The following is a 20204-nucleotide window of genomic DNA, read 5'->3' as shown; positions in this document are numbered from 1 at the left end:
CTGTTGTCAGCGTGCATGCCAGGTCGCCCATCCGGGCCTGGCGTAACGGCGCGAAGCATAGCGCAGCGTTCGTCGTATTTGTGCTGGTCAATCGACCCATCGCTCGCTAGAATTGCGCACTTTTTGATCAGAGGCGCCAAAAGCGCCCGTCAAGATCGCCCCCGATCACCGCTGGGCGACCTGTATTCAATGCCGAGGTTAGTCATGTCCACCACGCCCGCCACCCCCAAGGTCGGTTTCGTCAGCCTGGGTTGCCCCAAAGCCCTGGTCGATTCCGAGCGCATCCTGACCCAGTTGCGCATGGAAGGCTATGAAGTCGTGCCAACGTACGAGGATGCCGACGTGGTGGTGGTCAACACCTGCGGTTTCATCGACAGCGCCAAGGCCGAATCGCTCGAAGTGATCGGTGAAGCCATCAAGGAAAACGGCAAGGTGATCGTCACCGGCTGCATGGGTGTCGAGGAAGGCAGCATTCGCGATGTGCACCCAAGCGTGCTTTCGGTAACCGGTCCGCAGCAGTACGAGCAGGTGGTCAACGCCGTGCACGAAGTGGTGCCGCCGCGTCAGGACCACAACCCGCTGATCGACCTGGTGCCGCCGCAAGGGGTCAAGCTTACGCCGCGCCACTATGCCTACCTGAAGATTTCCGAAGGCTGCAACCACAGCTGCAGCTTCTGCATCATCCCGTCGATGCGTGGCAAGCTGGTCAGCCGCCCGGTGGGCGAGGTGCTGAGCGAGGCCGAGCGCCTGGTCAAGGCCGGGGTCAAGGAAATCCTGGTGATCTCCCAGGACACCAGCGCCTATGGCGTAGACGTCAAGTACAAGACCGACTTCTGGAACGGCCGCCCGGTCAAGACCCGCATGCTCGAGTTGTGCGAGGCCCTGAGCAGCCTGGGTGCGTGGGTGCGCCTGCACTATGTGTATCCGTACCCCAATGTCGACGACGTGATCCCGTTGATGGCTGCCGGCAAGATCCTGCCGTACCTGGACATTCCGTTCCAGCACGCCAGCCCCAAGGTGCTCAAGTCGATGAAGCGTCCGGCCTTCGAAGACCGGACCCTGGCCCGCATCAAGCAGTGGCGCGAGCAGTGCCCGGAGCTGGTCATTCGTTCGACCTTCATCGTCGGCTTCCCAGGGGAAACCGAGGAAGACTTCCAGTACCTGCTGGACTGGCTGACCGAAGCCCAGCTCGACCGCGTGGGCTGCTTCCAGTATTCGCCCGTCGAAGGTGCCCCGGCCAACGACCTGGGCCTGGTCGACGTCCCCGACGAGATCAAACAGGATCGCTGGGACCGCTTCATGGCCCACCAGCAGGCCATCAGCGCCGCTCGCCTGCAGATGCGCATCGGCAAGGAAATCGACGTACTCATCGATGAGGTCGAAGAGCAAGGCTCGGTGGGCCGCAGCTTCTTCGACGCGCCAGAAATCGACGGCAGTGTCTTCATCGATGGCAACCATGGCTTCAAGCCTGGCGACAAGGTGCGTTGCCGCGTGGTAGACGCCGACGAATACGACATGTGGGCAGAGCCCATCTGACAGGGCGCCACGCTGGCCTCCTGTCGCAGTAGCGCGGCCCGCCCCGGGTCGCGCCCTCCCCCAGCATCTATCCTTGGTTTGACGGCCACTGGAGCCAGGACCCGATGCGCACCTTCTCGACCCTGGAAACGCCACATCTCAGCGACTACCCCAAGCTGGTCAGCGTGTGGGAAGACGCGGTACGTGCAACGCACGCTTTCCTGCCCGAATACTACATCGTGCTGCTGCGCGACAAGGTGCTGCGGCGCTACCTGGACGCGGTGATGCTGGTCTGTGCCCGTGGGCCTGATCGCAGCATCCAGGGTTTTGTCGGCGTGGCGGGCGGGCGAATCGACATGTTGTTCGTGGACCCGCAATGGCATGGCCGGGGTATCGGCAAACAGCTGCTGCAGCATGCTGTGCAGGCGTTGGACGCCCTGACCCTCGACGTCAACGAGCAGAACACCCAGGCGCTGGGCTTTTATCTGCACCAGGGCTTCGAAATCGTGGGCCGTTCGCCCAAGGACGGCCTGGGCCAGCCGTATCCATTGCTGCACATGCGCCGACGCGGCACGGCCTGATTCTCACAGATTCCCGCCCCTCGTCCGGCGGGAAGGGTACAATGCAGCCTTTCATTGCCTTTGCGAATCGTCGTCATGTCCGAACCCGTCCGTCTGTCCAAACGCCTTGTCGAGCAGCTTGGCTGCTCCCGCCGCGAGGCTGAGTTGTATATCGAAGGAGGCTGGGTGACGGTCGACGGCGTGGTGGTCGAGCAGCCGCAGTTCAAGATTGAGCAGCAGCACGTGGAGCTGCTGCCCGACGCGCGCGCCGAGAGCCTGGAGCCGGTCACGCTGCTGTTGCACCAAGCCGCGGGCATGGACAATGAAACCGCCCGGCTTGGCATGAACATGACCAGCCTCAGCGAAGCCCATCGCGAAGGCGTGCGCCCCTTGCACGGGCATTTCACCCGCCAGGCTTGTGTAGCACCACTGGAACCGGGTGCCAGCGGCTTGCAGGTATTTACCCAGGACTGGCGGGTAACCCGCAAGATCAACGCCGACCTGCGCAAGCTCGAACAGGAATTCGTCGTCCAGGTGCGCGGTGAAGCCAGTGCACAGATGCTCGAGCGTCTGGCACGCGGTGTGACGCGCAATGACCGCGAGTTGCCCAAGGCCAAGGCCAGTTGGCAGAACGAAACCCATTTGCGCCTGGTGCTGAAGAACCCGCAACCTGGCCAGATTTCCGAACTGTGCGCCTATCTGCGCCTGGAGTTGCTGGGCATGCGCCGCATACGCCTGGGTGGGGTTTCGATGGGCAAGCTGGCGCTGGGCCAATGGCGCTACCTGATGGGCACCGAACGTTTCTAAGTGAGATGCCGTGCGATGACGTGCGGCACAAGAACAGGATTTTGCAGCAATGAACCACAATGACGTCCTGCGCAGCCTGCGCTACATGTTGAAAGTCAATGACGCCAAGATGGCCGAGATCATCGGTTTGACCGGCCTGGACGTGAACCCTGTCGTGCTGGCGACCTATGTGAAGAAAGAAGAAGAGCATGGCTTTGTGCGCTGCCCGGACCGGGTCATGGCGCACTTTCTCGACGGCCTGGTCATCTACCGTCGCGGCAAGGACGAAAGCCGTCCGGCACAACCTGTCGAGCTGCCGGTTACCAACAACCAGATCCTGAAGAAGCTGCGCGTGGCCTTCGAACTGAAGGAAGACGACCTGCACGCGATCTTGAAATCGGTCGATTTCCCCGTCAGCAAACCTGAGCTCAGCGCACTGTTTCGCAAGGCCGGCCATGACAACTATCGCCCGTGCGGCGACCAGTTGCTGCGCAACTTCCTCAAGGGCCTGACCCAGCGCGTGCACGGCTGAATGGTCATGCAGCATACGGTGGCGCCGGTAGGCATCGTGCGCTCCTGCTTCATGGAGAAGTTCGCCATTCCGCGCCAGCCGCAGCTGGCACCGGCCGCACGCGGTGTGCTGGAACTGCTGCCACCCTTCGACCAACCCGAGGCGGTCGAAGGGCTGGAACAGGTCAGCCACGTCTGGCTGCTGTTTCTGTTCCACCAGGCCCTGGAAGAAAAACCCAGGCTCAAGGTGCGCCCACCGCGCCTGGGGGGCAACAAGAGCATGGGCGTGTTCGCCACCCGCGCTACCCACCGGCCCAACGGCATCGGCCAGTCGGTGGTGCGGCTGGAGGGTGTTGAACCTGGCCGCTTGCTGCTGTCAGGCATCGACCTGCTCGACGGCACGCCGGTGCTGGACATCAAGCCTTACGTACCCTATGCCGACAGTGTCGAGGGTGCCCATAACCACATGGCCAGCGGTGCGCCAGTCGCCATTACCGTGCAGTGGGCCGACAGCGCCCTGCCCCAGGCCCGCGAGCATGCGTTGCGGCTGGGCGAGCCCCTGGTGGCCCTGATCGAGCAATGCCTGGCGCAGGACCCACGGCCGGCCTATCAGGTGCCTGTGGCCGAGCGGGTGTATGGGGTGAAGTTCTGGGATGTGCAGGTCAGGTGGCACTACCCGCAGACGGATGTGATCTGCGTGCTTGAGGTGGTGCTGGCCTAAAGGTGCAATAGGGCCACACCTGGGGATTGTGCTGCCGCCATCGGCCGCAGGCACGAACAGTCACCCACGAAAAAGGCGACCCATCGGGTCGCCTTTTTTCGTGCCGTTACGGTGCGATCAACGCGCAGGACCTTCGGCAACGCCCAGGTCATCGGTCGGACGGGTGTCGATCAGCGGACCGCCACCAGAAGCCAACTCCGACGCCAGCTTGTCGTTGTCCATCTCATTGACCCACTTGGCCACGACCACGGTGGCAACGGCGTTGCCCACCAGGTTGGTCAAGGCACGCGCCTCGGACATGAAGCGGTCGATACCCAGGATCAGGGCCAGGCCGGCAACCGGCAAGTGGCCCACGGCCGACAGCGTGGCCGCCAGCACGATGAAGCCCGAACCGGTAACACCCGCGGCGCCTTTGGAGGCGACCAGCAGCACCAGCAGCAGGGTGATCTGGTGGGTGATGTCCATCGGGGTGTCGGTGGCCTGGGCAATGAACACCGCAGCCATGGTCAGGTAGATCGAGGTGCCGTCCAGGTTGAACGAATAGCCGGTCGGGATGACCAGGCCTACCACGGACTTCTTGGCACCCAGGCGCTCCATCTTGGCCAGCATGCGCGGCAGCGCGGACTCGGACGAGGACGTGCCCAGCACGATCAGCAGTTCTTCACGGATGTAGCGGATCAGCTTGAGTACGCTGAAACCGTGGGCGCGGCAGATGCCACCGAGCACCACCAGCACGAACAGCAGACAGGTGATGTAGAAGCACGCCATCAGGTAGCCGAGCTGCACCAGCGAGCCCACGCCGTACTGGCCGATGGTGAAGGCCATGGCGCCGAAGGCACCGATCGGGGCCAGCTTCATGATCATGTTGATGATGTTGAACATGACATGGGCGAAGCGATCGATCATGTCCAGGAACGGCTTGCCGTAGCTGCCCAGGCGGTGCAGGGCGAAGCCGAACAGCACCGAGAACATCAGTACTTGCAGGATGTCGCCGTTGGCGAAGGCACCGACCACGGTGTTGGGAATGACGTTGAGCAGGAAGCCTACGGTGGTCTGCTGCGCGCCGGCGGCAGCATAGGCGGCCACGCTGCTGGCATTGAGGGTGCTGACGTCGATATGCATGCCAGCGCCGGGCTTGACCACGTTGACGACCACAAGGCCGATGATCAGCGCGATGGTGGAGACGATTTCGAAATACAGCAACGCATAGCCGCCCGTCTTGCCGACGGATTTCATGCTCTGCATGCCGGCGATACCGCTGACCACGGTGCAGAAGATGATCGGGGCGATGACCATCTTGATCAGTTTGACGAAGCCATCACCCAAGGGTTTGAGGGCAACACCCGTTTCCGGGTAGTAATGGCCGAGCAGAATACCGATGGTGATGGCAACCAACACCTGGACATACAGGGATTTGTAAAGCGGCTGACGTGTCGTCATGGCTGTTTTTCCTCAAGTGTGCCGCGCCATCCTGTTCCAGGGGTGCAGCACCTGAATCGCTAACCCTCCTGCACTTGGAGGGATTTGTCGTTGTGGTAGAGCTGCCTGTTGAGGCCTCTGCCAATAGCAATAGCAAGGGTGATGCCAAAATGCCCAAACCGGGTGCAGGCTGGGCTATTGCTGGCTTTCCATGCCCAACGACGGGGCGAAACCTGAGCAAGGGTGGCGGGTTTCCGCCCGCTGGCGGAATTGGAGCGGCTCAGATGGCGGAAAACCGCCTGGGCTCATTCCAGATTGAAGGTGATACGGAAGGCGGCCCCGCCAAGCGCCGAGTCATCGAGGCTTAGTTCGGCATCGTAGCTGTCGATGATGTCCTTCACCACAGCCAGGCCAATGCCTTGCCCCGGGTGCTGGCTGTCCAGCCGCTCGCCGCGCTCCAGAATGCGCTGGCGCTGATCGGCGGGCACGCCTGGGCCGTCATCTTCGATACAGAGGGTCAGCCGTCCGGCTTCTCTGAACAGGCTTACCCTGATCTGGCCCAGGCTCAGGCGGTAGGCGTTTTCCAGAAGGTTACCCAGCAGCTCGAGCAATGCGCCCTGCTCCATGGGCACGCGCGCCTGGTCCGGCACCTGCAAGGTCACGTCCACGTGCTTGTCGCGGTAGACCTTGGCCAGCGTGCTGCACAGGCTGTCGAGCAAGGGGCGTAGCACCACGCTATGACGCACCAGGCCGCTCTTGCGCAGGCTGGCGCGTTGCAGTTGATAGTCGATCTGCTGGCTCATGCGTTCGATCTGGCTCTGCAGGACCCTGGCCTGCTCGCGTTCGCCGTTGTGCTGCTGCAGGCTTTCGCCCACCCCTTGCAATACGGCCAAGGGCGTCTTCAGGCTGTGCGCCAGGTCGTCCAGCGAGTCCCGGTAGCGCTGGCGCTGCTCGCGCTCGCTTTGCAGCAGGCGGTTCAGCGAACCGGTCAGGCGCAGCAGTTCACGCGGGTGCTGGGTACTGAGCCCGTCCCGCGCGCCGGATTCCAGATCGTCGAGCTCGCGGCTGAGCCGGCGCAGCGAACGCAACCCCCAGGTCAACCCTGCCCAGAGCAGCGCCAGCAGTGCCAGCAAGGCAGCGCCGAAGCCCAGGTAGAGTTTTTCACGCAGGCCGTCGAGGGTGCGCTGGTAGTCGCGCACTGGCTGCAGGGCCACGATGCTGAAGGCAGCACTCTTGCCGCCCAGCAGCTTTATCTCGACGTCATAGACGAAGAATTCCTCGCCGTTGGCCTGGTGGATGCGGGCGAACTCGTTTCCGCGGCCATCGTAGCGAGGCTGGTAGTTGATGTTCTGCGCTGCCGTGGCCCGGGACTGCCAGACCAGGTGGCCACTGCGGTCGAAGATGTACCCCAGCAGGCCGGTATAGGGCAGGTTGAAGCGCTCGTCAGGCAACAGTGCCGGCATCTGCAACTGCCCGTTTTCGATACGCGCCGCCGAGATCAGCGTGGTCACGTCCGAGGCCAGGCGTTGTTCGATCGATTCCTGCAAGGCAAGGCTGAAGGCTTTCTGCAAGGCTGGCAGCAGCGCCAGCATGAACAGCACCGCCAACACGGCAGCGGCCAGCATCAGGCGCACGCGCAGGGATCGAATCATCGGCAGCGCTCGGTGAACAGGTAGCCAAGCCCGCGCACGGTATCGATGGGCTTGAAGCCGCATTCGCCTTCGAGCTTGCGCCGCAAGCGCCCGATGAGCACTTCGATGACGTTCGGATCACGCTCTTCATCGCCAGGGTAGAGCTGCTCCATCAGGCGATCTTTGGCCACCACCTGTTGGTGATGACGCATCAGGTACTCAAGGATGCGGTATTCATAGGCGGTCAGGCCCAGTGGCTGCTCGTCGAGCGTGGCCTGCTTGCGATTGAGGTCCAGGACCAACGGGCCGGCGGCGATGGTTGACTGGGTAAAGCCGCTGGAGCGGCGCAGCAGCGCATTGAGGCGCGCCTCCAGTTCTTCGAACTGGAACGGCTTGACCAGGTAGTCGTCGGCGCCAGCGGCCAGCCCTTCGACCTTGTCCTGCCAGTTGCCGCGGGCAGTGAGGATGAGGATGGGGAAGGTCTTGGCCTGGTTGCGCAGGCGCGTGATCAGCTCCAGACCACTGATGCCCGGCAGCCCCAGGTCGACCACCGCCAGGTCGAAGTGGTACTGCTCGGCCTGGTACAACGCCTCCTCGGCATTGGCGACCGCCTCGACCACGTGGCCACTTTCCCCCAGGCGGGTATAGAGGTGATGGCGAAGCAAGGCTTCGTCCTCGACCACCAGCAGTTTCATGTGCAGCTCCTTGATGGATGTGCCTGTACGGTGCCCAATGCTGACAAGCCAGCCCCACCGCGTGCGCCTACCGGCCCGATGGCCCAGCATGGCACTGGTTGGAGCTGGCTTGCCAGACCCGGGTCGCTACAGGATAACGCGACGGGCAAGTCAGAACTTGTAGGAAGCCGCCAGATAGGTCTGCGCGCTGCTGCTCAGGCGCAATGTACCGGCCTTCGGCGCGCCGTGGGGGCTGACTTCGGTGGCGGCGTTGGTGCGCAGGTAACGGTAGCCCAGTTCGACCGAGGCCTTGTCGGTGATGTTTTGGATGACGCCTGCCTGCAGGCCGTAGGCGTAACCGTAGTCGGTGTCGCGGCTCAGGCCTGGCGATTCCTGGGACAGCTTGGTCATGCCCAGGGTACCGCCGCCGAACAGCTTGGTGGTATCGCCTACGGGCAGGAACAGGTCATAGCTGCCCAGCAGGTTTTCCTGGCGAAGTTTCAAGCCGCTGTGGTCACCGGAGACGTTGTCGTAGGTCATGTAGTAGCGACCTTGGTCATTGATACGGCCCAAACGCACGCCCCAGGTACCGTCCTTGGCGATCACGCCGTCGGTGTTGAGGTGGTCGGTGTTGCGTTGCAGCAGGCCTGACTTGCGAACCTTGTCGCTGGTCTGGCCGTAGGTGAGGCTGGCGAAGTTTTCGTCGGCCGCCTGGGCGCTGGTCATGCCAGCGGCGCAGACGGCTACGGCGGCAAGCAGGGTGTTGAATGTTTTCATGGTGAGGTTACTCCAGTCGAGTGCGCTGTTGAGGTGTGGAAGCTAGAGTAAGCAGGGCACACTGAACCTCGACTGAACCCCTGCTGAACATTGACTGAACGAACCGATCGCAATCCAGGAGTAGTCACCATGCGCGCCTTGCTGGCCTTGACCTTGATGTGTACCGCCGCCTTCGCCCAGGCGGCGGTACAGACCCGCGAGATTCCCTATCAGGATGCCGACGGCAACCGGCTGGTGGGCTATTACGCCTATGACGACGCCGTCACCGGCAAGCGGCCTGGCATCGTTGTGGTGCATGAGTGGTGGGGGCTCAATGACTACGCCAAACGGCGCGCCCGGGACTTGGCAGCGCTGGGCTATAACGCCCTGGCCATCGACATGTACGGTGACGGCAAGCACACCGAGCACCCTCAGGACGCACAGGCGTTCATGGCGGCAGCACTCAAGGACCCCAAGGCTGCTGCCAGGCGTTTCGACGCCGGGCTGGCGTTGCTCAAGCTGCAGCCCAACACCAACAAGCATGACCTGGGCGCTGTGGGGTACTGCTTTGGCGGCAAGGTGGTACTCGATGCCGCCAGGCGCGGCGAGAAGCTTGACGGAGTGGTGAGTTTCCATGGCGCCCTGGCTACCACTACACCAGCAAAGCCCGGGGTGGTGAGGGCGGCGATTCTGGTGGAGCACGGCTCCGCGGATAGCATGGTGACGGCCGAACAAGTGCAGGCCTTCAAGGCGGAGATGGACGCGGCGAAGGTGAATTACCGCTTCGTCAGCCTCGACGGGGCCAAGCACGGGTTCACCAACCCTGATGCCGACCGGCTGAGCCATGGGGATCACGGCGGCCCGGACATCGGTTATGACAAGGCAGCCGACGACCGCTCCTGGGCAGACATGCAGGCGTTCTTCAAGCAAGTGTTCAATGAGTGATCACACGGGGCAGCCATGCTGGGGCGCCAGCGCTCACCGTGATAGGTAGGCAACACTGGGCGCGTTTTCATGCTTGCGTTGAAAACTGCGCCCATGTGCCGGGCAGCATCGCCCTGCACCTCCCGCAACTCCTGCTCAGCTGGCACAATACCGCGCATGACTACCCTTCCTGCCTGCTGTACCTCGCTTCGGCAACACTGGCCCTTGCCCCGCCCCCTGCCTGGCGCGGTGCTGGTCAGTTGCGCCTTCGACCCCACACGCATGACCCCGGACGATTTCGCGCGTGCTGGCATCGTACCCAGTGCGGGCCTGCTACGTTCAGTCGCCAAGCGCCAGGCTGAATATGTCGCCGGACGGGTATGCGCGCGTGCTGCATTGCAGCAGTTGGATGGCCGGGACTACGTGCCCACCACCCACGAAGACCGCTCCCCCATCTGGCCTGCCGGTATTCGGGGCTCGATTACCCACGGTAAAGGCTGGGCGGCGGCGGTGGTTGCCGCCCAAAGCAGCTGTCGCGGGCTGGGGCTGGATCAGGAAGCGCTGCTCGATGACGAGCGCGCCGAGCGGCTGATGGGCGAGATTCTGACGCCGATGGAGCTGGAGCGCCTGGACCACCGGCAGTTGGGCCTGGCCGTGACCCTGACCTTCTCGTTGAAGGAAAGCCTGTTCAAGACGCTCTACCCCCTCACTGGCCAGCGTTTTTACTTCGAACATGCCGAGCTGCTCGAATGGTCCGCTGAAGGGCTGGCCACGCTGCGCCTGCTCACCGACCTGTCCGCCCAATGGCGCAAGGGCGACCAATTGCAGGGGCAATTCTGCCTGCAGGACGGCCATTTGCTGAGCCTGGTCAGCGCCTGAGGCCTACATCGGCGCCTGTTGCCGCGGCCAGGCGAGGCTGAAACAGGCGCCTCCCAGGGCCTTGCCATGACCTACCGTGGCACGGCCTGCATGCCAATAGATGATACGGCGCACGATCGACAAACCCAGGCCATGGCCACCGGAGGCCCGGGTACGGCTGTCGTCCAGGCGCATGAACGGCGTGAAGATGCGGTCCCACACCCCTTCCGGGATGCCTGGGCCGTCATCTTCCACATCGATACGGCACACCTGCGGGCCTAGCTGGTAGCGCACGCGCACCTCGTGCTCGGCATGGCGCAGGGCATTGCTCACCAGGTTCTGCACGGCGCGGTGCAGGTAGCGGGGTTCTGCCTCGACCCAGGCGGTCTCGCCTTCGACGCCCTGGCAATCGCCTCGCAGCAGGCGTATCTCACGGCGCAGTGGAGCCAATTCGGCAATGACCTGATCGAGTAAGGCATCCAGGTCGATACGCTGGAACGTCAGCGCCGGGGCGCCCTGCTCGAGGCGCGCGTAGGTGAGCATTTCGTCGACCAGCTTGTCCAGGTCCTGAATGTCGCCGTCCATGCCGGCAAGGTGCTTGGCGCGGGCCTGCTCGGTGGCGGCGCTTTCGACCATTTCCAAGCCGAAGCGCAAGCGGGCCACGGGGGTGCGCAGCTCGTGCGACACGGCACGCACCAGCTCGCGCTGCATGGACAGCGAGCGCTGCAAGTGCTCGGCCATGCCATTGAATGCTGCGGCCAGGCGCCCGACCGAGTCGGCATCGCCTGCGGGTACGCGTGTGTCCAGGCTGCCCTGGGCGATGCCCGCCGCGGCCAGCGCCAGGCCAGACACGCGCCGCTCCAGTTGGCGCACCAGCAGGTAGACCACCAGGCCAATCAGGCTCAGCCCAACCAGGGTGATCAATACCAGCAACTGGGGTGGGTAAGGGTTGAGCTGGTGCAAGGGCCCGATCTCCAGCACCCACGGCGAGCCGGAGAGCCCGGCGAACACGCGTATGGAATCGCCATCCATGCCCAGCGCCATCACCGTGTCACCCTCCTCCACCCGGCGCCGCTGATCGTCATCCAGGCTGGCCCGCTCGATGCGCTGCAAGGCAACCCCGAACCCGAAGCCCTTGTCGCGCTTGATCTGCTCCAGGCGCTGCTGCTGTTCGGTCACCGGATAACGCACCAGCTCGTCGGCCAGCAAGTACAGGGTCGCGCGGGCCAGTTGCTCGCTGATCTGCCTGACCTGGGCGACCAGCAGCAGGTCCTGCTGCCCTACCCTGCGCAACACCCGAGCCGCATGCGGGCCGGTCTTCTCGACCACCACGAGGCTGCGGTACAGGCGCGCGCGTTGTGTGCCATCGAGGGCGTAGGCCGACATGGGCTGCAATTGCAGCGGCACCCCCAGCAGCCGCCCCCACAGCAGCAGGGAACGCTTGCGCTCGGTGTCGCTCTGCAAGGCCAGGTTGTCTGCCATGAGGCTGAACGTGCCTTGGGCCAGGCCCTCGCGATGCTGGGCGGCACGTACTTCGTTGACCAGGTGCAGGCTGAGCACCCCCAGCAGCGCCACCAGTACCAGCACCGCCAGCATGCCGCCGTAAATGCGCAGGAAAATGGAGTTCACGAGCATTGGCCCACGAACAGATAGCCTTTGCTGCGCAGGGTCTTGATCAGCCGGGGCTGGATGGGATCGTCGCCGATGCGAGGGCGGATGCGGGAAATGCGTATGTCGATGGAGCGGTCCTGGCCGTCATAGCCGACACCGCGCAGCGCCGTGGATATCTGCTCGCGGGTCAGTACCTTGCCAGCATTGCTGGCCAGCAGCCACAGCAGGTCGAATTCGGCGCCCGTAAGCTCGATCTGCCGCTCGCCGAGCCACGCCTCACGCACCCGGCTGTCGATGCGCAGCGCGCCGAAGGTCAGGTCCTGGCGCTTGCCCGCAGGCACCTCGCTGCGACGCAGCAGGGCCTGGATGCGCGCCAGCAATAGCCGGGGGCGTACGGGCTTGCACACGTAGTCGTCTGCGCCGATGTCCAGCCCTTGCACCTGATCCAGCTCGTCGGTGCGTGCCGTGAGCATCAGGATGGGCCCAGGGTATTGGCTGCGCACGCGGCGACAGATGCTCATGCCATCTTCCCCCGGCAACATCACATCCAGCATGACCAGGTCCGGCTGGGTATCGACGATGCGTCGCGCTGCACGCGCACCATCGCCCTCGACACTGACCGCGTACCCCTGGGCGCCCAGGTATTCGGCGGTCAGCTCGGCCAGACGCTGGTCGTCTTCGACGATGAGAATGCGCGGTGGCGTTGGATCCATGGCGTAGGGCCTGTTGGTGTTGTTTTTCCCTGGATAGTACGACCAGCGCCCTGCCGAGCCAACCCACCGGGTGGTTCTGTGGACGAAGAACCGGGTGCGTTGGCAGCCCCTGAAAAAAACTGCCCAGCGGCAAGCAGACGCAGAAAAATACTTCAAACCAGTGGGCACAAGGCCTACAGCGAATACTTACGTTTCACTCACAAAGTACCCACAAGATATCCACAGCCGCTCGCCTTGCAAACACCCCCATACCGCATTATCTTGTATCGCGATCGCGACGAACCACTAGATATAGGGGTTCGCGCAAAATCACTTACAAAAGTCAACCCGCAAAATCATCGGATTTTTCGGCTGAACTTACGGTGGTTTCAGCAGCCAAACCGCTCCTGCGGAGGCGACCGAGGCAAGCCCTGCCAGGGCCTTGTTCGGGCATGGGTGCACCAGGCGAGCCTGGCACTCATCAGCAACAGATTCCGGCAACCCGGAACTTTTGACTTCGGCCAGGGAGCGGCAAGCCATTGCCCTTATTCCTGAGTCTGTCCCGAAGTCGGTACGCCCGCGCGGACGGATGCGCTTGCGTTGCGCATCCCCGCCAGGCAATCGAGCAAGTGGACGGAACGGTGGGCGCCCAATTGGGCGCCTGATCAATATAGAAACTGTGGAGACACCCACCCATGCAAACCGACACGACTCGCGAGAACCCGCAGGCCAAGGCCCCGCAGGTTGCCGAATCCAATCAGGATCTGGCCGCCACTGCCCCTGGCCAACTGCGCGTGATCAAGCGTAACGGTACTGTCGTCCCCTACACCGACGACAAGATCACCGTGGCCATCACCAAGGCGTTCCTCGCAGTTGAAGGCGGTACCGCCGCCGCTTCGTCGCGCATTCACGACACCGTCGCGCGCCTGACCGAGCAGGTCTCGGCCACGTTCAAGCGTCGCATGCCATCGGGTGGCACCATCCACATCGAAGAAATCCAGGACCAGGTCGAACTGGCCCTGATGCGCGCCGGCGAGCAGAAAGTCGCCCGTGACTACGTCATCTACCGTGAGCAGCGCGCCAAGGAGCGCGCCACCCGCGTCAGCACCGACGCCGTGGTCGAGCCGCACCCAAGCATTCGCATCACCCTGGCCGACGGCAGCCTGGCGCCGCTGGACATGGCGCGCCTGAACACCATCATCAGCGAAGCCTGCGAAGGCCTGGCCGAAGTCGATGGCGACCTGATCCAGCGCGAAACCCTGAAGAACCTGTACGACGGCGTGGCCATCAAGGACGTCAACACCGCCCTGGTGATGACTGCTCGCACCCTGGTCGAGCGTGAGCCGAACTACTCGTTCGTCACCGCTCGCCTGCTGATGGACACCCTGCGCGCCGAAGGCCTGGCCTTCCTGAACGTTGCCGACAGCGCCACGCACCACGAAATGGCCGACTTGTATGCCAAGGCCCTGCCGGCCTACGTCGCCAAGGGCGTGGAGTTCGAGCTGCTCAACCCGGCACTGGCAGCCTATGACCTGGAGCGCCTGGGCAAGGCCATCGATCACGAGCGTGACCAGCAGTTCACCTACCTGGGCCTGCAAACCCTGTACGACCGCTACTTCATCCACAAGGATGGCGTGCGCTTCGAGCTGCCACAGGTGTTCTTCATGCGTGTGGCCATGGGCCTGGCACTGGAAGAAAAGGACAAGGAAGCGCGCGCGATCGAGTTCTACAACCTGTTGTCGTCCTTCGACTACATGGCCTCGACCCCGACCCTGTTCAACGCCGGCACCCTGCGCCCGCAGCTGTCGAGCTGCTACCTGACCACCGTCCCGGACGACCTGTCGGGCATCTACCACGCGATCCACGACAACGCCATGCTGTCCAAATTCGCAGGTGGCCTGGGCAACGACTGGACGCCGGTGCGTGCACTGGGCTCCTACATCAAGGGCACCAATGGCAAGTCCCAGGGCGTCGTGCCGTTCCTCAAAGTCGTGAACGACACCGCTGTTGCGGTCAACCAGGGCGGCAAGCGCAAGGGCGCTGTGTGTGCCTACCTGGAAACCTGGCACCTGGACATCGAAGAATTCATCGAGCTGCGCAAGAACACCGGTGATGATCGCCGTCGTACCCACGACATGAACACCGCCAACTGGATCCCTGACCTGTTCATGAAGCGTGTCTTCGACGACGGCAAGTGGACCCTGTTCTCGCCCTCGGAAGTGCCAGACCTGCACGACCTGACCGGCAAGGCCTTCGAAGAGCGCTACGAGTACTACGAAGCCCTGACCGAGTACAACAAGATCAAGGTGTTCAAGACCATCCAGGCCAAGGACCTGTGGCGCAAGATGCTCTCGATGCTGTTCGAGACCGGCCACCCGTGGCTGACCTTCAAGGACCCGTGCAACCTGCGCTCGCCTCAGCAGCACGTGGGCGTGGTGCACAGCTCGAACCTGTGCACCGAGATCACCTTGAATACCAACAAGGATGAGATCGCGGTCTGCAACCTGGGCTCGATCAACCTGCCGAACCACATTGTCGATGGCAAGCTGGACACCGCCAAGCTGCAACGCACCGTCAACACGGCCGTGCGCATGCTCGACAACGTGATCGACATCAACTACTACTCGGTGCCGCAAGCGCGTAACTCGAACCTCAAGCACCGTCCGGTGGGCCTGGGCATCATGGGCTTCCAGGATGCGCTGTACCTGCAGCACATCGCCTATGGCTCCGACGCTGCCGTCGAATTCGCCGACAAGTCGATGGAAGCGGTCAGCTACTTCGCCATCCAGGCCTCCTGCGACCTGGCCGACGAGCGCGGTGCCTACGAGACGTTCCAGGGCTCGCTGTGGTCCAAAGGTATCCTGCCGCTGGACTCGCAACAGATCCTGATCGAGGCCCGTGGCCAGAAGTACATCGACGTCGACCTGAACGAAACCCTGGACTGGGCGCCGGTCCGTGCCCGTGTACAGAAAGGTATTCGTAACTCGAACATCATGGCCATCGCGCCAACCGCAACCATCGCCAACATCACCGGCGTGTCGCAGTCGATCGAGCCGACCTACCAGAACCTGTACGTGAAATCGAACCTGTCGGGCGAGTTCACCGTGATCAACCCGTACCTGGTTCGCGACCTCAAGGCCCGTGGCCTGTGGGACTCGGTCATGATCAACGACCTGAAGTACTACGACGGTTCGGTACAGCAGATCGAGCGTATTCCACAAGAGCTCAAGGACCTGTACGCCACGGCCTTCGAAGTGGAAACCAAGTGGATCGTCGACGCCGCTTCCCGTCGCCAGAAGTGGATCGACCAGGCTCAATCGCTGAACCTGTACATCGCCGGTGCCTCGGGCAAGAAGCTGGACGTGACCTACCGCATGGCCTGGTACCGTGGTCTGAAAACCACCTACTACCTCCGTGCCCTGGCCGCCACCAGCACCGAGAAGTCGACCATCAACACCGGCAAGCTCAACGCCGTGTCCAGCGGTGGCGACAGCGCCCCGGTCCAGGCAGCCGGCCCTGCGCCAGTGCCCAAGGCCTGCGCGATCGACGAGCCGGACTGCGAAGCCTGCCAGTAAGGCCAGGCCGAGGCTTCCTGCGGGAAGCCTCTTTTTTGTAGAGCCGTATGCAAGCCTGCGGGTGTGGCGCTGCCGCCCCGCTACCCGATACAAAAGCCGCAGCCACGCCGCTGGGGCCAGCCCGCTACGGGCACCGCTGATTTGCGTGCACCGCACCGCAACCAAGATCTACCGGCCATACTCCACAGATGGCCCTCGAGCAGGAGACTCTCACCATGCTGAGCTGGGACGAATTCGATAAAGAAGATGACGGCGAAGTCGCCGCCAAAGGCAACACCCCTGCGCAGGCACACGCCGCCGCCACCCTCGACAAGCTCGACAGCGCTGGCGGTGCCGCGGCCCTGGAAGCTCGCGCCGCGACGGCGTCGGACTCCGAGGCCGTCAAGCGCGCCAAGGCGGCCCTGGATGCCCTGGATGTTGCCGAAGGCCTGGCTGAGCTGGAAGGCTCCTCCGCCCGTGTGGCGGTGGATGAGAAGCGCATGATCAACTGCCGCGCCGACCTCAACCAGCTGGTCCCGTTCAAGTACGACTGGGCCTGGCAGAAGTACCTCGACGGCTGCGCCAACCACTGGATGCCGCAGGAGGTCAACATGACCGCCGACATCGCCCTGTGGAAGAGCCAGGACGGCCTGACCGAGGACGAACGCCGCATCGTCATGCGCAACCTGGGCTTCTTCTCTACGGCCGACTCGCTGGTTGCCAATAACCTGGCCCTGGCCGTGTACCGCCTGATCACCAACCCCGAGTGCCGCCAGTACATCCTGCGCCAGGCCTTCGAGGAGGCGATCCACACCCACGCCTACCAGTACTGCATCGAGTCGCTGGGCATGGATGAAGGCGAGATCTTCAACATGTACCACGAGATCCCGTCGGTCGCGAAAAAAGCGGCTTGGGGCCTTAAGTACACCCGCGCCATCTCCGATCCGGAATTCAATACCGGTACTGTCGAGACTGACAAGGAACTGCTGCGCAACCTGATCGCCTACTACTGCGTGCTGGAAGGCATCTTCTTCTACTGCGGCTTCACCCAGATCCTGTCCATGGGCCGCCGCAACAAGATGACTGGCGTGGCCGAGCAGTTCCAGTACATCCTGCGTGACGAGTCGATGCACTTGAACTTCGGTATCGACGTGATCAACCAGATCAAGATCGAAAACCCGCACCTGTGGGATGCGGCGATGAAGGAAGAAGCCACCCAGATGATCCTGCAAGGGACCCAGCTGGAGATCGAATACGCCCGTGACACCATGCCACGCGGGGTATTGGGCATGAACGCGGCGATGATGGAGGACTACCTCAAGTTCATCGCCAACCGTCGCCTGACCCAGATTGGTTTGAAGGAAGAGTATCCAGGGACTACCAACCCGTTCCCATGGATGAGCGAGATCATGGACTTGAAGAAGGAGAAGAACTTCTTCGAGACGCGCGTGATCGAGTATCAGACGGGTGGGGCGTTGAGCTGGGATTGATCTTCAAGCGCGTAGGTTTTCACCTCTGGCTGAAGTTTTTTCACCAACACTAAACTGAACCCCTCCTGCTACAAGCGATGTTGATTGAGTGCACAAGGCCCGGATGAGCTCATTGTGCACCCAATCCCTCTGAAATTTTCTTATTCAGCCTTTGTACTGAAATTCAGTCAACGCTGAACCCTTCACTGCACCTCCGACACGTGCTACAGCAGGCGGAAAGTCTACGGCCGATGTAGCGGAGGTCGCTCACCTGTCGCCTGGCGACAAAAACGTTATCTGGTGCCGACGCGGGTTGTACCGGCGTGAAGAAGCAGCCAGAGCCTGGAAAAGACCAGTGATCTGGCAAATCTGCGGCTGAAAATCGGTTCTTTCGTCAAACGATGACTTGCGAATGGGTACAAGCGCTTGTTAGCGCTCGTGTCGCGTGACTGCGCCCTGCACCGCAGTGATCAGAATGTTTCATTAAGCATTTCAGGATGTGTCCAGCATAATCGAAGGGCTTAATCGCTCAACGATAAACAGATTTATGCTGGAGAACCGTCTATGCCTGCTTCGCCTCCCGCCCGGTCCAAGGCCGCGGCGGTTCTACGTGTCACATCTGGTAACTTCCTCGAACAATTCGACTTCTTCCTGTTCGGTTTCTACGCCACCCAAATCGCCTCTGCTTTCTTTCCTGCCTCCAGCGAATTCGCCTCGCTGATGATGACCTTCGCGGTGTTCGGCGCCGGTTTCCTCATGCGTCCACTGGGGGCGGTGATTCTGGGCGCTTACATCGACGATGTGGGCCGCCGCAAAGGCCTTATCGTCACGCTGTCAATCATGGCGAGTGGCACGCTGCTCATCGTCCTGGTCCCTGGCTTCGCCACGATCGGCTATTGGGCACCCGCGCTCGTACTGCTTGGCCGCTTGCTGCAAGGCTTCTCCGCCGGTGCTGAACTGGGTGGGGTATCGGTCTATCTAGCCGAAATGGCTACACCGGGTCGCAAAGGGTTCTATACCAGCTGGCAATCCGGCAGCCAACAGGTCGCCATCGTGGTCGCCGCTGCGTTGGGTTATGGACTGAACCAGAGCCTGGCGCCAGCCGAGATCAGCGAGTGGGGCTGGCGAATTCCGTTCGCCGCTGCCTGCCTGATCATCCCGTTCATCTTCTTCTTGCGCCGTAACCTGCAAGAAACCGAAGCGTTCGAGAAGCGTCAGCATCGCCCGACCATGAAGCAGGTGATCGCCACCCTTGGTCAAAACTCATCGATAGTCATCGCAGGCATGCTGATGGTCGCCATGACCACCAGTGCCTTCTACCTGATCACGGTGTACGCGCCTACCTTTGGTAAGACTGTACTCAACCTGAGCACAACCGACGCGTTGCTGGTGACGCTTCTGGTAGGGGTGTCCAACTTTATCTGGCTACCCATCGGCGGCACGCTCAGCGACCGTTTCGGTCGCAAACCAATCCTGATCGCCATGACCGTACTCACCTTGCTCACCGCTTACCCGGCACTGTCTTACCTGGCCCATGCGGCAAGCTTCGCGCACATGCTTGAGGTACTGCTGTGGTTCTCCTTCCTCTATGCGATGTACAACGGTGCGATGATCCCGGCGCTCACGGAAATCATGCCAGTCGAAGTGAGGGTAGCGGGCTTTTCCCTAGCCTATAGCCTGGCTACGGCCCTGTTCGGCGGTTTCACACCGGTCATGTCGACCTGGTTGATCCATGAAACCGGTGACAAAGCAGCGCCTGCTTACTGGGTCGCATTCGCTGCACTGTGTGCGCTGTGCTCGACGGTTGTTTTGTATCGTCGAATAGCAAGGAAGGACCGGGTTCCAATTTGAACCGTCACGCGCCAAGAGTTGCCGGGGACCAGTGTCCCTGGCAGTGCTGTTATCCGCCCAGAATGGGTCGGGCGCTCAGGCCACGCAAGCGCAAAGCAGAGGGAAGCGCCAATGGCAATGGCAGCAGAGAGGCCGGTTTCACTTGCCTCTCAGTCCGCTGTTCACCTTACAGGTGCAACGCAAGTCGTTATGCACATTAGTGATCACCACCCGGCTCCACCCGCTGCACGGCAACCTGCTGGCGGGTGGTCATGTCGGCCAGTATCACCTCCCCTTCCTGGTGCGTCGGGGTGATCATCAGCGAGCGGACAAAGTGCTCGTTGCCGCCCTTGCGCTCCTGAACGTTCTCGAACGCCACAACGACCGTATCGTTACGCCAGTTGCTGATATCGAAGCCGCCGGCGGCAATGAACTCGCGGATGTCGCGCACGTCGTTGAAGGTGTTGGCGGGCAGGATCAGCAAGCGGTCTTTGAGAAATACCTCGTAGTACTGGCGAGACCCAGCAGGCCAGTTGTGCGCTACCACGTGCTCGATGCGCCAGTGATGGACGTCGTTTTCATACACCACGACGCGTTCGACCTTGTGCCCGTTGCAGGCGGCGAGCAAGGGCAACAGCAAACCGCCAAGCCAGGTACGCTTTCGGCGCAGATTCATCCAGATAACCTCGTTACA

17 protein-coding genes are annotated in these 20204 nt (G+C 62.3%); 10 read left to right on the top strand and 7 right to left on the bottom strand.

Going from position 1 to position 20204, the window contains the following annotated elements:
* Positions 1 to 204 precede the first annotated feature (204 nt).
* The 5 genes from rimO to tsaA all read left to right on the top strand — a co-directional run bounded on the left by rimO (position 205) and on the right by tsaA (position 4092).
* Positions 205 to 1536 (top strand): 30S ribosomal protein S12 methylthiotransferase RimO, encoded by a 1332-nt coding sequence (gene rimO, locus FS767_RS13710; protein WP_144966254.1) that lies wholly within the window; start codon positions 205 to 207, stop codon positions 1534 to 1536.
* Positions 1537 to 1640: 104 nt separating this feature from the next.
* Positions 1641 to 2096 carry a GNAT family N-acetyltransferase gene (locus tag FS767_RS13705; RefSeq protein ID WP_144966252.1) on the top strand — a complete coding sequence of 152 codons (456 nt, stop codon included), beginning with the start codon at positions 1641 to 1643 and terminating at the stop codon, positions 2094 to 2096.
* Between the two features lie 75 nt (positions 2097 to 2171).
* Positions 2172 to 2882 carry an rRNA pseudouridine synthase gene (locus FS767_RS13700; RefSeq protein ID WP_144966250.1) on the top strand — a complete coding sequence of 237 codons (711 nt, stop codon included), beginning with the start codon at positions 2172 to 2174 and terminating at the stop codon, positions 2880 to 2882.
* Between the two features lie 49 nt (positions 2883 to 2931).
* A complete protein-coding gene (locus FS767_RS13695) occupies positions 2932 to 3393 on the top strand; it encodes a DUF1456 family protein (protein ID WP_144966248.1) in 462 nt (153 codons plus the stop codon).
* Positions 3394 to 3399: 6 nt separating this feature from the next.
* Entirely contained in the window at positions 3400 to 4092 is a 693-nt protein-coding gene (gene tsaA, locus FS767_RS13690; protein ID WP_144966246.1) for a tRNA (N6-threonylcarbamoyladenosine(37)-N6)-methyltransferase TrmO, read from the top strand.
* Between the two features lie 117 nt (positions 4093 to 4209).
* Here the strand turns inward: tsaA and FS767_RS13685 are convergent, their stop codons facing one another.
* The 4 genes from FS767_RS13685 to FS767_RS13670 all read right to left on the bottom strand — a co-directional run bounded on the left by FS767_RS13685 (position 4210) and on the right by FS767_RS13670 (position 8593).
* Positions 4210 to 5532, bottom strand: a complete 1323-nt coding sequence (locus FS767_RS13685; protein ID WP_027914199.1) for a dicarboxylate/amino acid:cation symporter — start codon at positions 5530 to 5532, stop codon at positions 4210 to 4212.
* 284 nt (positions 5533 to 5816) lie between these two features.
* Positions 5817 to 7163 (bottom strand): ATP-binding protein, encoded by a 1347-nt coding sequence (locus FS767_RS13680; protein ID WP_144966244.1) that lies wholly within the window; start codon positions 7161 to 7163, stop codon positions 5817 to 5819.
* Positions 7160 to 7837, bottom strand: coding sequence for a response regulator (locus FS767_RS13675; protein ID WP_023536231.1), 678 nt, complete (start codon positions 7835 to 7837; stop codon positions 7160 to 7162). The genes FS767_RS13680 and FS767_RS13675 overlap by 4 nt, the downstream gene beginning before the upstream one ends.
* A gap of 150 nt (positions 7838 to 7987) precedes the next feature.
* The gene (locus FS767_RS13670) at positions 7988 to 8593 is read right to left on the bottom strand and encodes an outer membrane protein (protein WP_144966242.1); all 606 of its coding nucleotides are present in this window, start codon (positions 8591 to 8593) and stop codon (positions 7988 to 7990) included.
* Positions 8594 to 8722: 129 nt separating this feature from the next.
* Between FS767_RS13670 and FS767_RS13665 the strand changes: the two genes are divergently transcribed.
* The gene (locus FS767_RS13665; RefSeq protein WP_144966240.1) at positions 8723 to 9517 is read left to right on the top strand and encodes a dienelactone hydrolase family protein; all 795 of its coding nucleotides are present in this window, start codon (positions 8723 to 8725) and stop codon (positions 9515 to 9517) included.
* A gap of 156 nt (positions 9518 to 9673) precedes the next feature.
* A complete protein-coding gene (locus FS767_RS13660; RefSeq protein ID WP_058604333.1) occupies positions 9674 to 10375 on the top strand; it encodes a 4'-phosphopantetheinyl transferase in 702 nt (233 codons plus the stop codon).
* 3 nt (positions 10376 to 10378) lie between these two features.
* Here the strand turns inward: FS767_RS13660 and FS767_RS13655 are convergent, their stop codons facing one another.
* Together FS767_RS13655 and FS767_RS13650 are read right to left on the bottom strand one after the other, a co-directional pair.
* Positions 10379 to 11989, bottom strand: a complete 1611-nt coding sequence (locus FS767_RS13655) for an ATP-binding protein (protein ID WP_144966238.1) — start codon at positions 11987 to 11989, stop codon at positions 10379 to 10381.
* Positions 11980 to 12678: a response regulator transcription factor gene (locus tag FS767_RS13650; protein ID WP_144966236.1), complete on the bottom strand. Its 699-nt coding sequence runs from the start codon at positions 12676 to 12678 to the stop codon at positions 11980 to 11982. The genes FS767_RS13655 and FS767_RS13650 overlap by 10 nt, the downstream gene beginning before the upstream one ends.
* A gap of 674 nt (positions 12679 to 13352) precedes the next feature.
* Here FS767_RS13650 and FS767_RS13645 point away from each other — a divergent pair.
* The 3 genes from FS767_RS13645 to FS767_RS13635 all read left to right on the top strand — a co-directional run bounded on the left by FS767_RS13645 (position 13353) and on the right by FS767_RS13635 (position 19531).
* Complete coding sequence (locus FS767_RS13645) at positions 13353 to 16232, top strand: ribonucleoside-diphosphate reductase subunit alpha (RefSeq protein ID WP_023536265.1); 2880 nt, start codon at positions 13353 to 13355, stop codon at positions 16230 to 16232.
* A 215-nt stretch (positions 16233 to 16447) separates the two neighbouring features.
* Positions 16448 to 17701 (top strand): ribonucleotide-diphosphate reductase subunit beta, encoded by a 1254-nt coding sequence (locus FS767_RS13640; RefSeq protein ID WP_023536270.1) that lies wholly within the window; start codon positions 16448 to 16450, stop codon positions 17699 to 17701.
* A gap of 543 nt (positions 17702 to 18244) precedes the next feature.
* Entirely contained in the window at positions 18245 to 19531 is a 1287-nt protein-coding gene (locus FS767_RS13635) for an MFS transporter (protein ID WP_144966234.1), read from the top strand.
* A gap of 196 nt (positions 19532 to 19727) precedes the next feature.
* Here the strand turns inward: FS767_RS13635 and FS767_RS13630 are convergent, their stop codons facing one another.
* Entirely contained in the window at positions 19728 to 20186 is a 459-nt protein-coding gene (locus tag FS767_RS13630; protein WP_144966232.1) for a hypothetical protein, read from the bottom strand.
* Positions 20187 to 20204: the final 18 nt, after the last annotated feature.

The sequence above is a fragment of the Pseudomonas sp. DE0010 genome (genome assembly GCF_007680745.1).
In the GTDB taxonomy this organism is placed as follows: Bacteria; Pseudomonadota; Gammaproteobacteria; order Pseudomonadales; family Pseudomonadaceae; genus Aquipseudomonas; species Aquipseudomonas parafulva_B.
The sequence above is the reverse complement of the archived record's forward strand: the minus strand, read 5'-3'. Positions and strand labels throughout refer to the sequence as shown.

Bases quoted from the DNA above. Each gene is read 5' to 3' on its own strand.
- FS767_RS13665 (WP_144966240.1), top strand. From the start codon at position 8,723: ATGCGCGCCTTGCTGGCCTTGACCTTGATGTGTACCGCCGCCTTCGCC.
- FS767_RS13675 (WP_023536231.1), bottom strand. From the start codon at position 7,837: ATGAAACTGCTGGTGGTCGAGGACGAAGCCTTGCTTCGCCATCACCTC.
- tsaA (WP_144966246.1), top strand. From the start codon at position 3,400: ATGCAGCATACGGTGGCGCCGGTAGGCATCGTGCGCTCCTGCTTCATG.
- FS767_RS13705 (WP_144966252.1), top strand. From the start codon at position 1,641: ATGCGCACCTTCTCGACCCTGGAAACGCCACATCTCAGCGACTACCCC.
- FS767_RS13640 (WP_023536270.1), top strand. From the start codon at position 16,448: ATGCTGAGCTGGGACGAATTCGATAAAGAAGATGACGGCGAAGTCGCC.
- FS767_RS13645 (WP_023536265.1), top strand. From the start codon at position 13,353: ATGCAAACCGACACGACTCGCGAGAACCCGCAGGCCAAGGCCCCGCAG.
- FS767_RS13635 (WP_144966234.1), top strand. From the start codon at position 18,245: ATGCCTGCTTCGCCTCCCGCCCGGTCCAAGGCCGCGGCGGTTCTACGT.
- FS767_RS13680 (WP_144966244.1), bottom strand. From the start codon at position 7,163: ATGATTCGATCCCTGCGCGTGCGCCTGATGCTGGCCGCTGCCGTGTTG.
- FS767_RS13650 (WP_144966236.1), bottom strand. From the start codon at position 12,678: ATGGATCCAACGCCACCGCGCATTCTCATCGTCGAAGACGACCAGCGT.
- rimO (WP_144966254.1), top strand. From the start codon at position 205: ATGTCCACCACGCCCGCCACCCCCAAGGTCGGTTTCGTCAGCCTGGGT.
- FS767_RS13700 (WP_144966250.1), top strand. From the start codon at position 2,172: ATGTCCGAACCCGTCCGTCTGTCCAAACGCCTTGTCGAGCAGCTTGGC.
- FS767_RS13695 (WP_144966248.1), top strand. From the start codon at position 2,932: ATGAACCACAATGACGTCCTGCGCAGCCTGCGCTACATGTTGAAAGTC.
- FS767_RS13685 (WP_027914199.1), bottom strand. From the start codon at position 5,532: ATGACGACACGTCAGCCGCTTTACAAATCCCTGTATGTCCAGGTGTTG.
- FS767_RS13670 (WP_144966242.1), bottom strand. From the start codon at position 8,593: ATGAAAACATTCAACACCCTGCTTGCCGCCGTAGCCGTCTGCGCCGCT.
- FS767_RS13655 (WP_144966238.1), bottom strand. From the start codon at position 11,989: ATGCTCGTGAACTCCATTTTCCTGCGCATTTACGGCGGCATGCTGGCG.
- FS767_RS13660 (WP_058604333.1), top strand. From the start codon at position 9,674: ATGACTACCCTTCCTGCCTGCTGTACCTCGCTTCGGCAACACTGGCCC.
- FS767_RS13630 (WP_144966232.1), bottom strand. From the start codon at position 20,186: ATGAATCTGCGCCGAAAGCGTACCTGGCTTGGCGGTTTGCTGTTGCCC.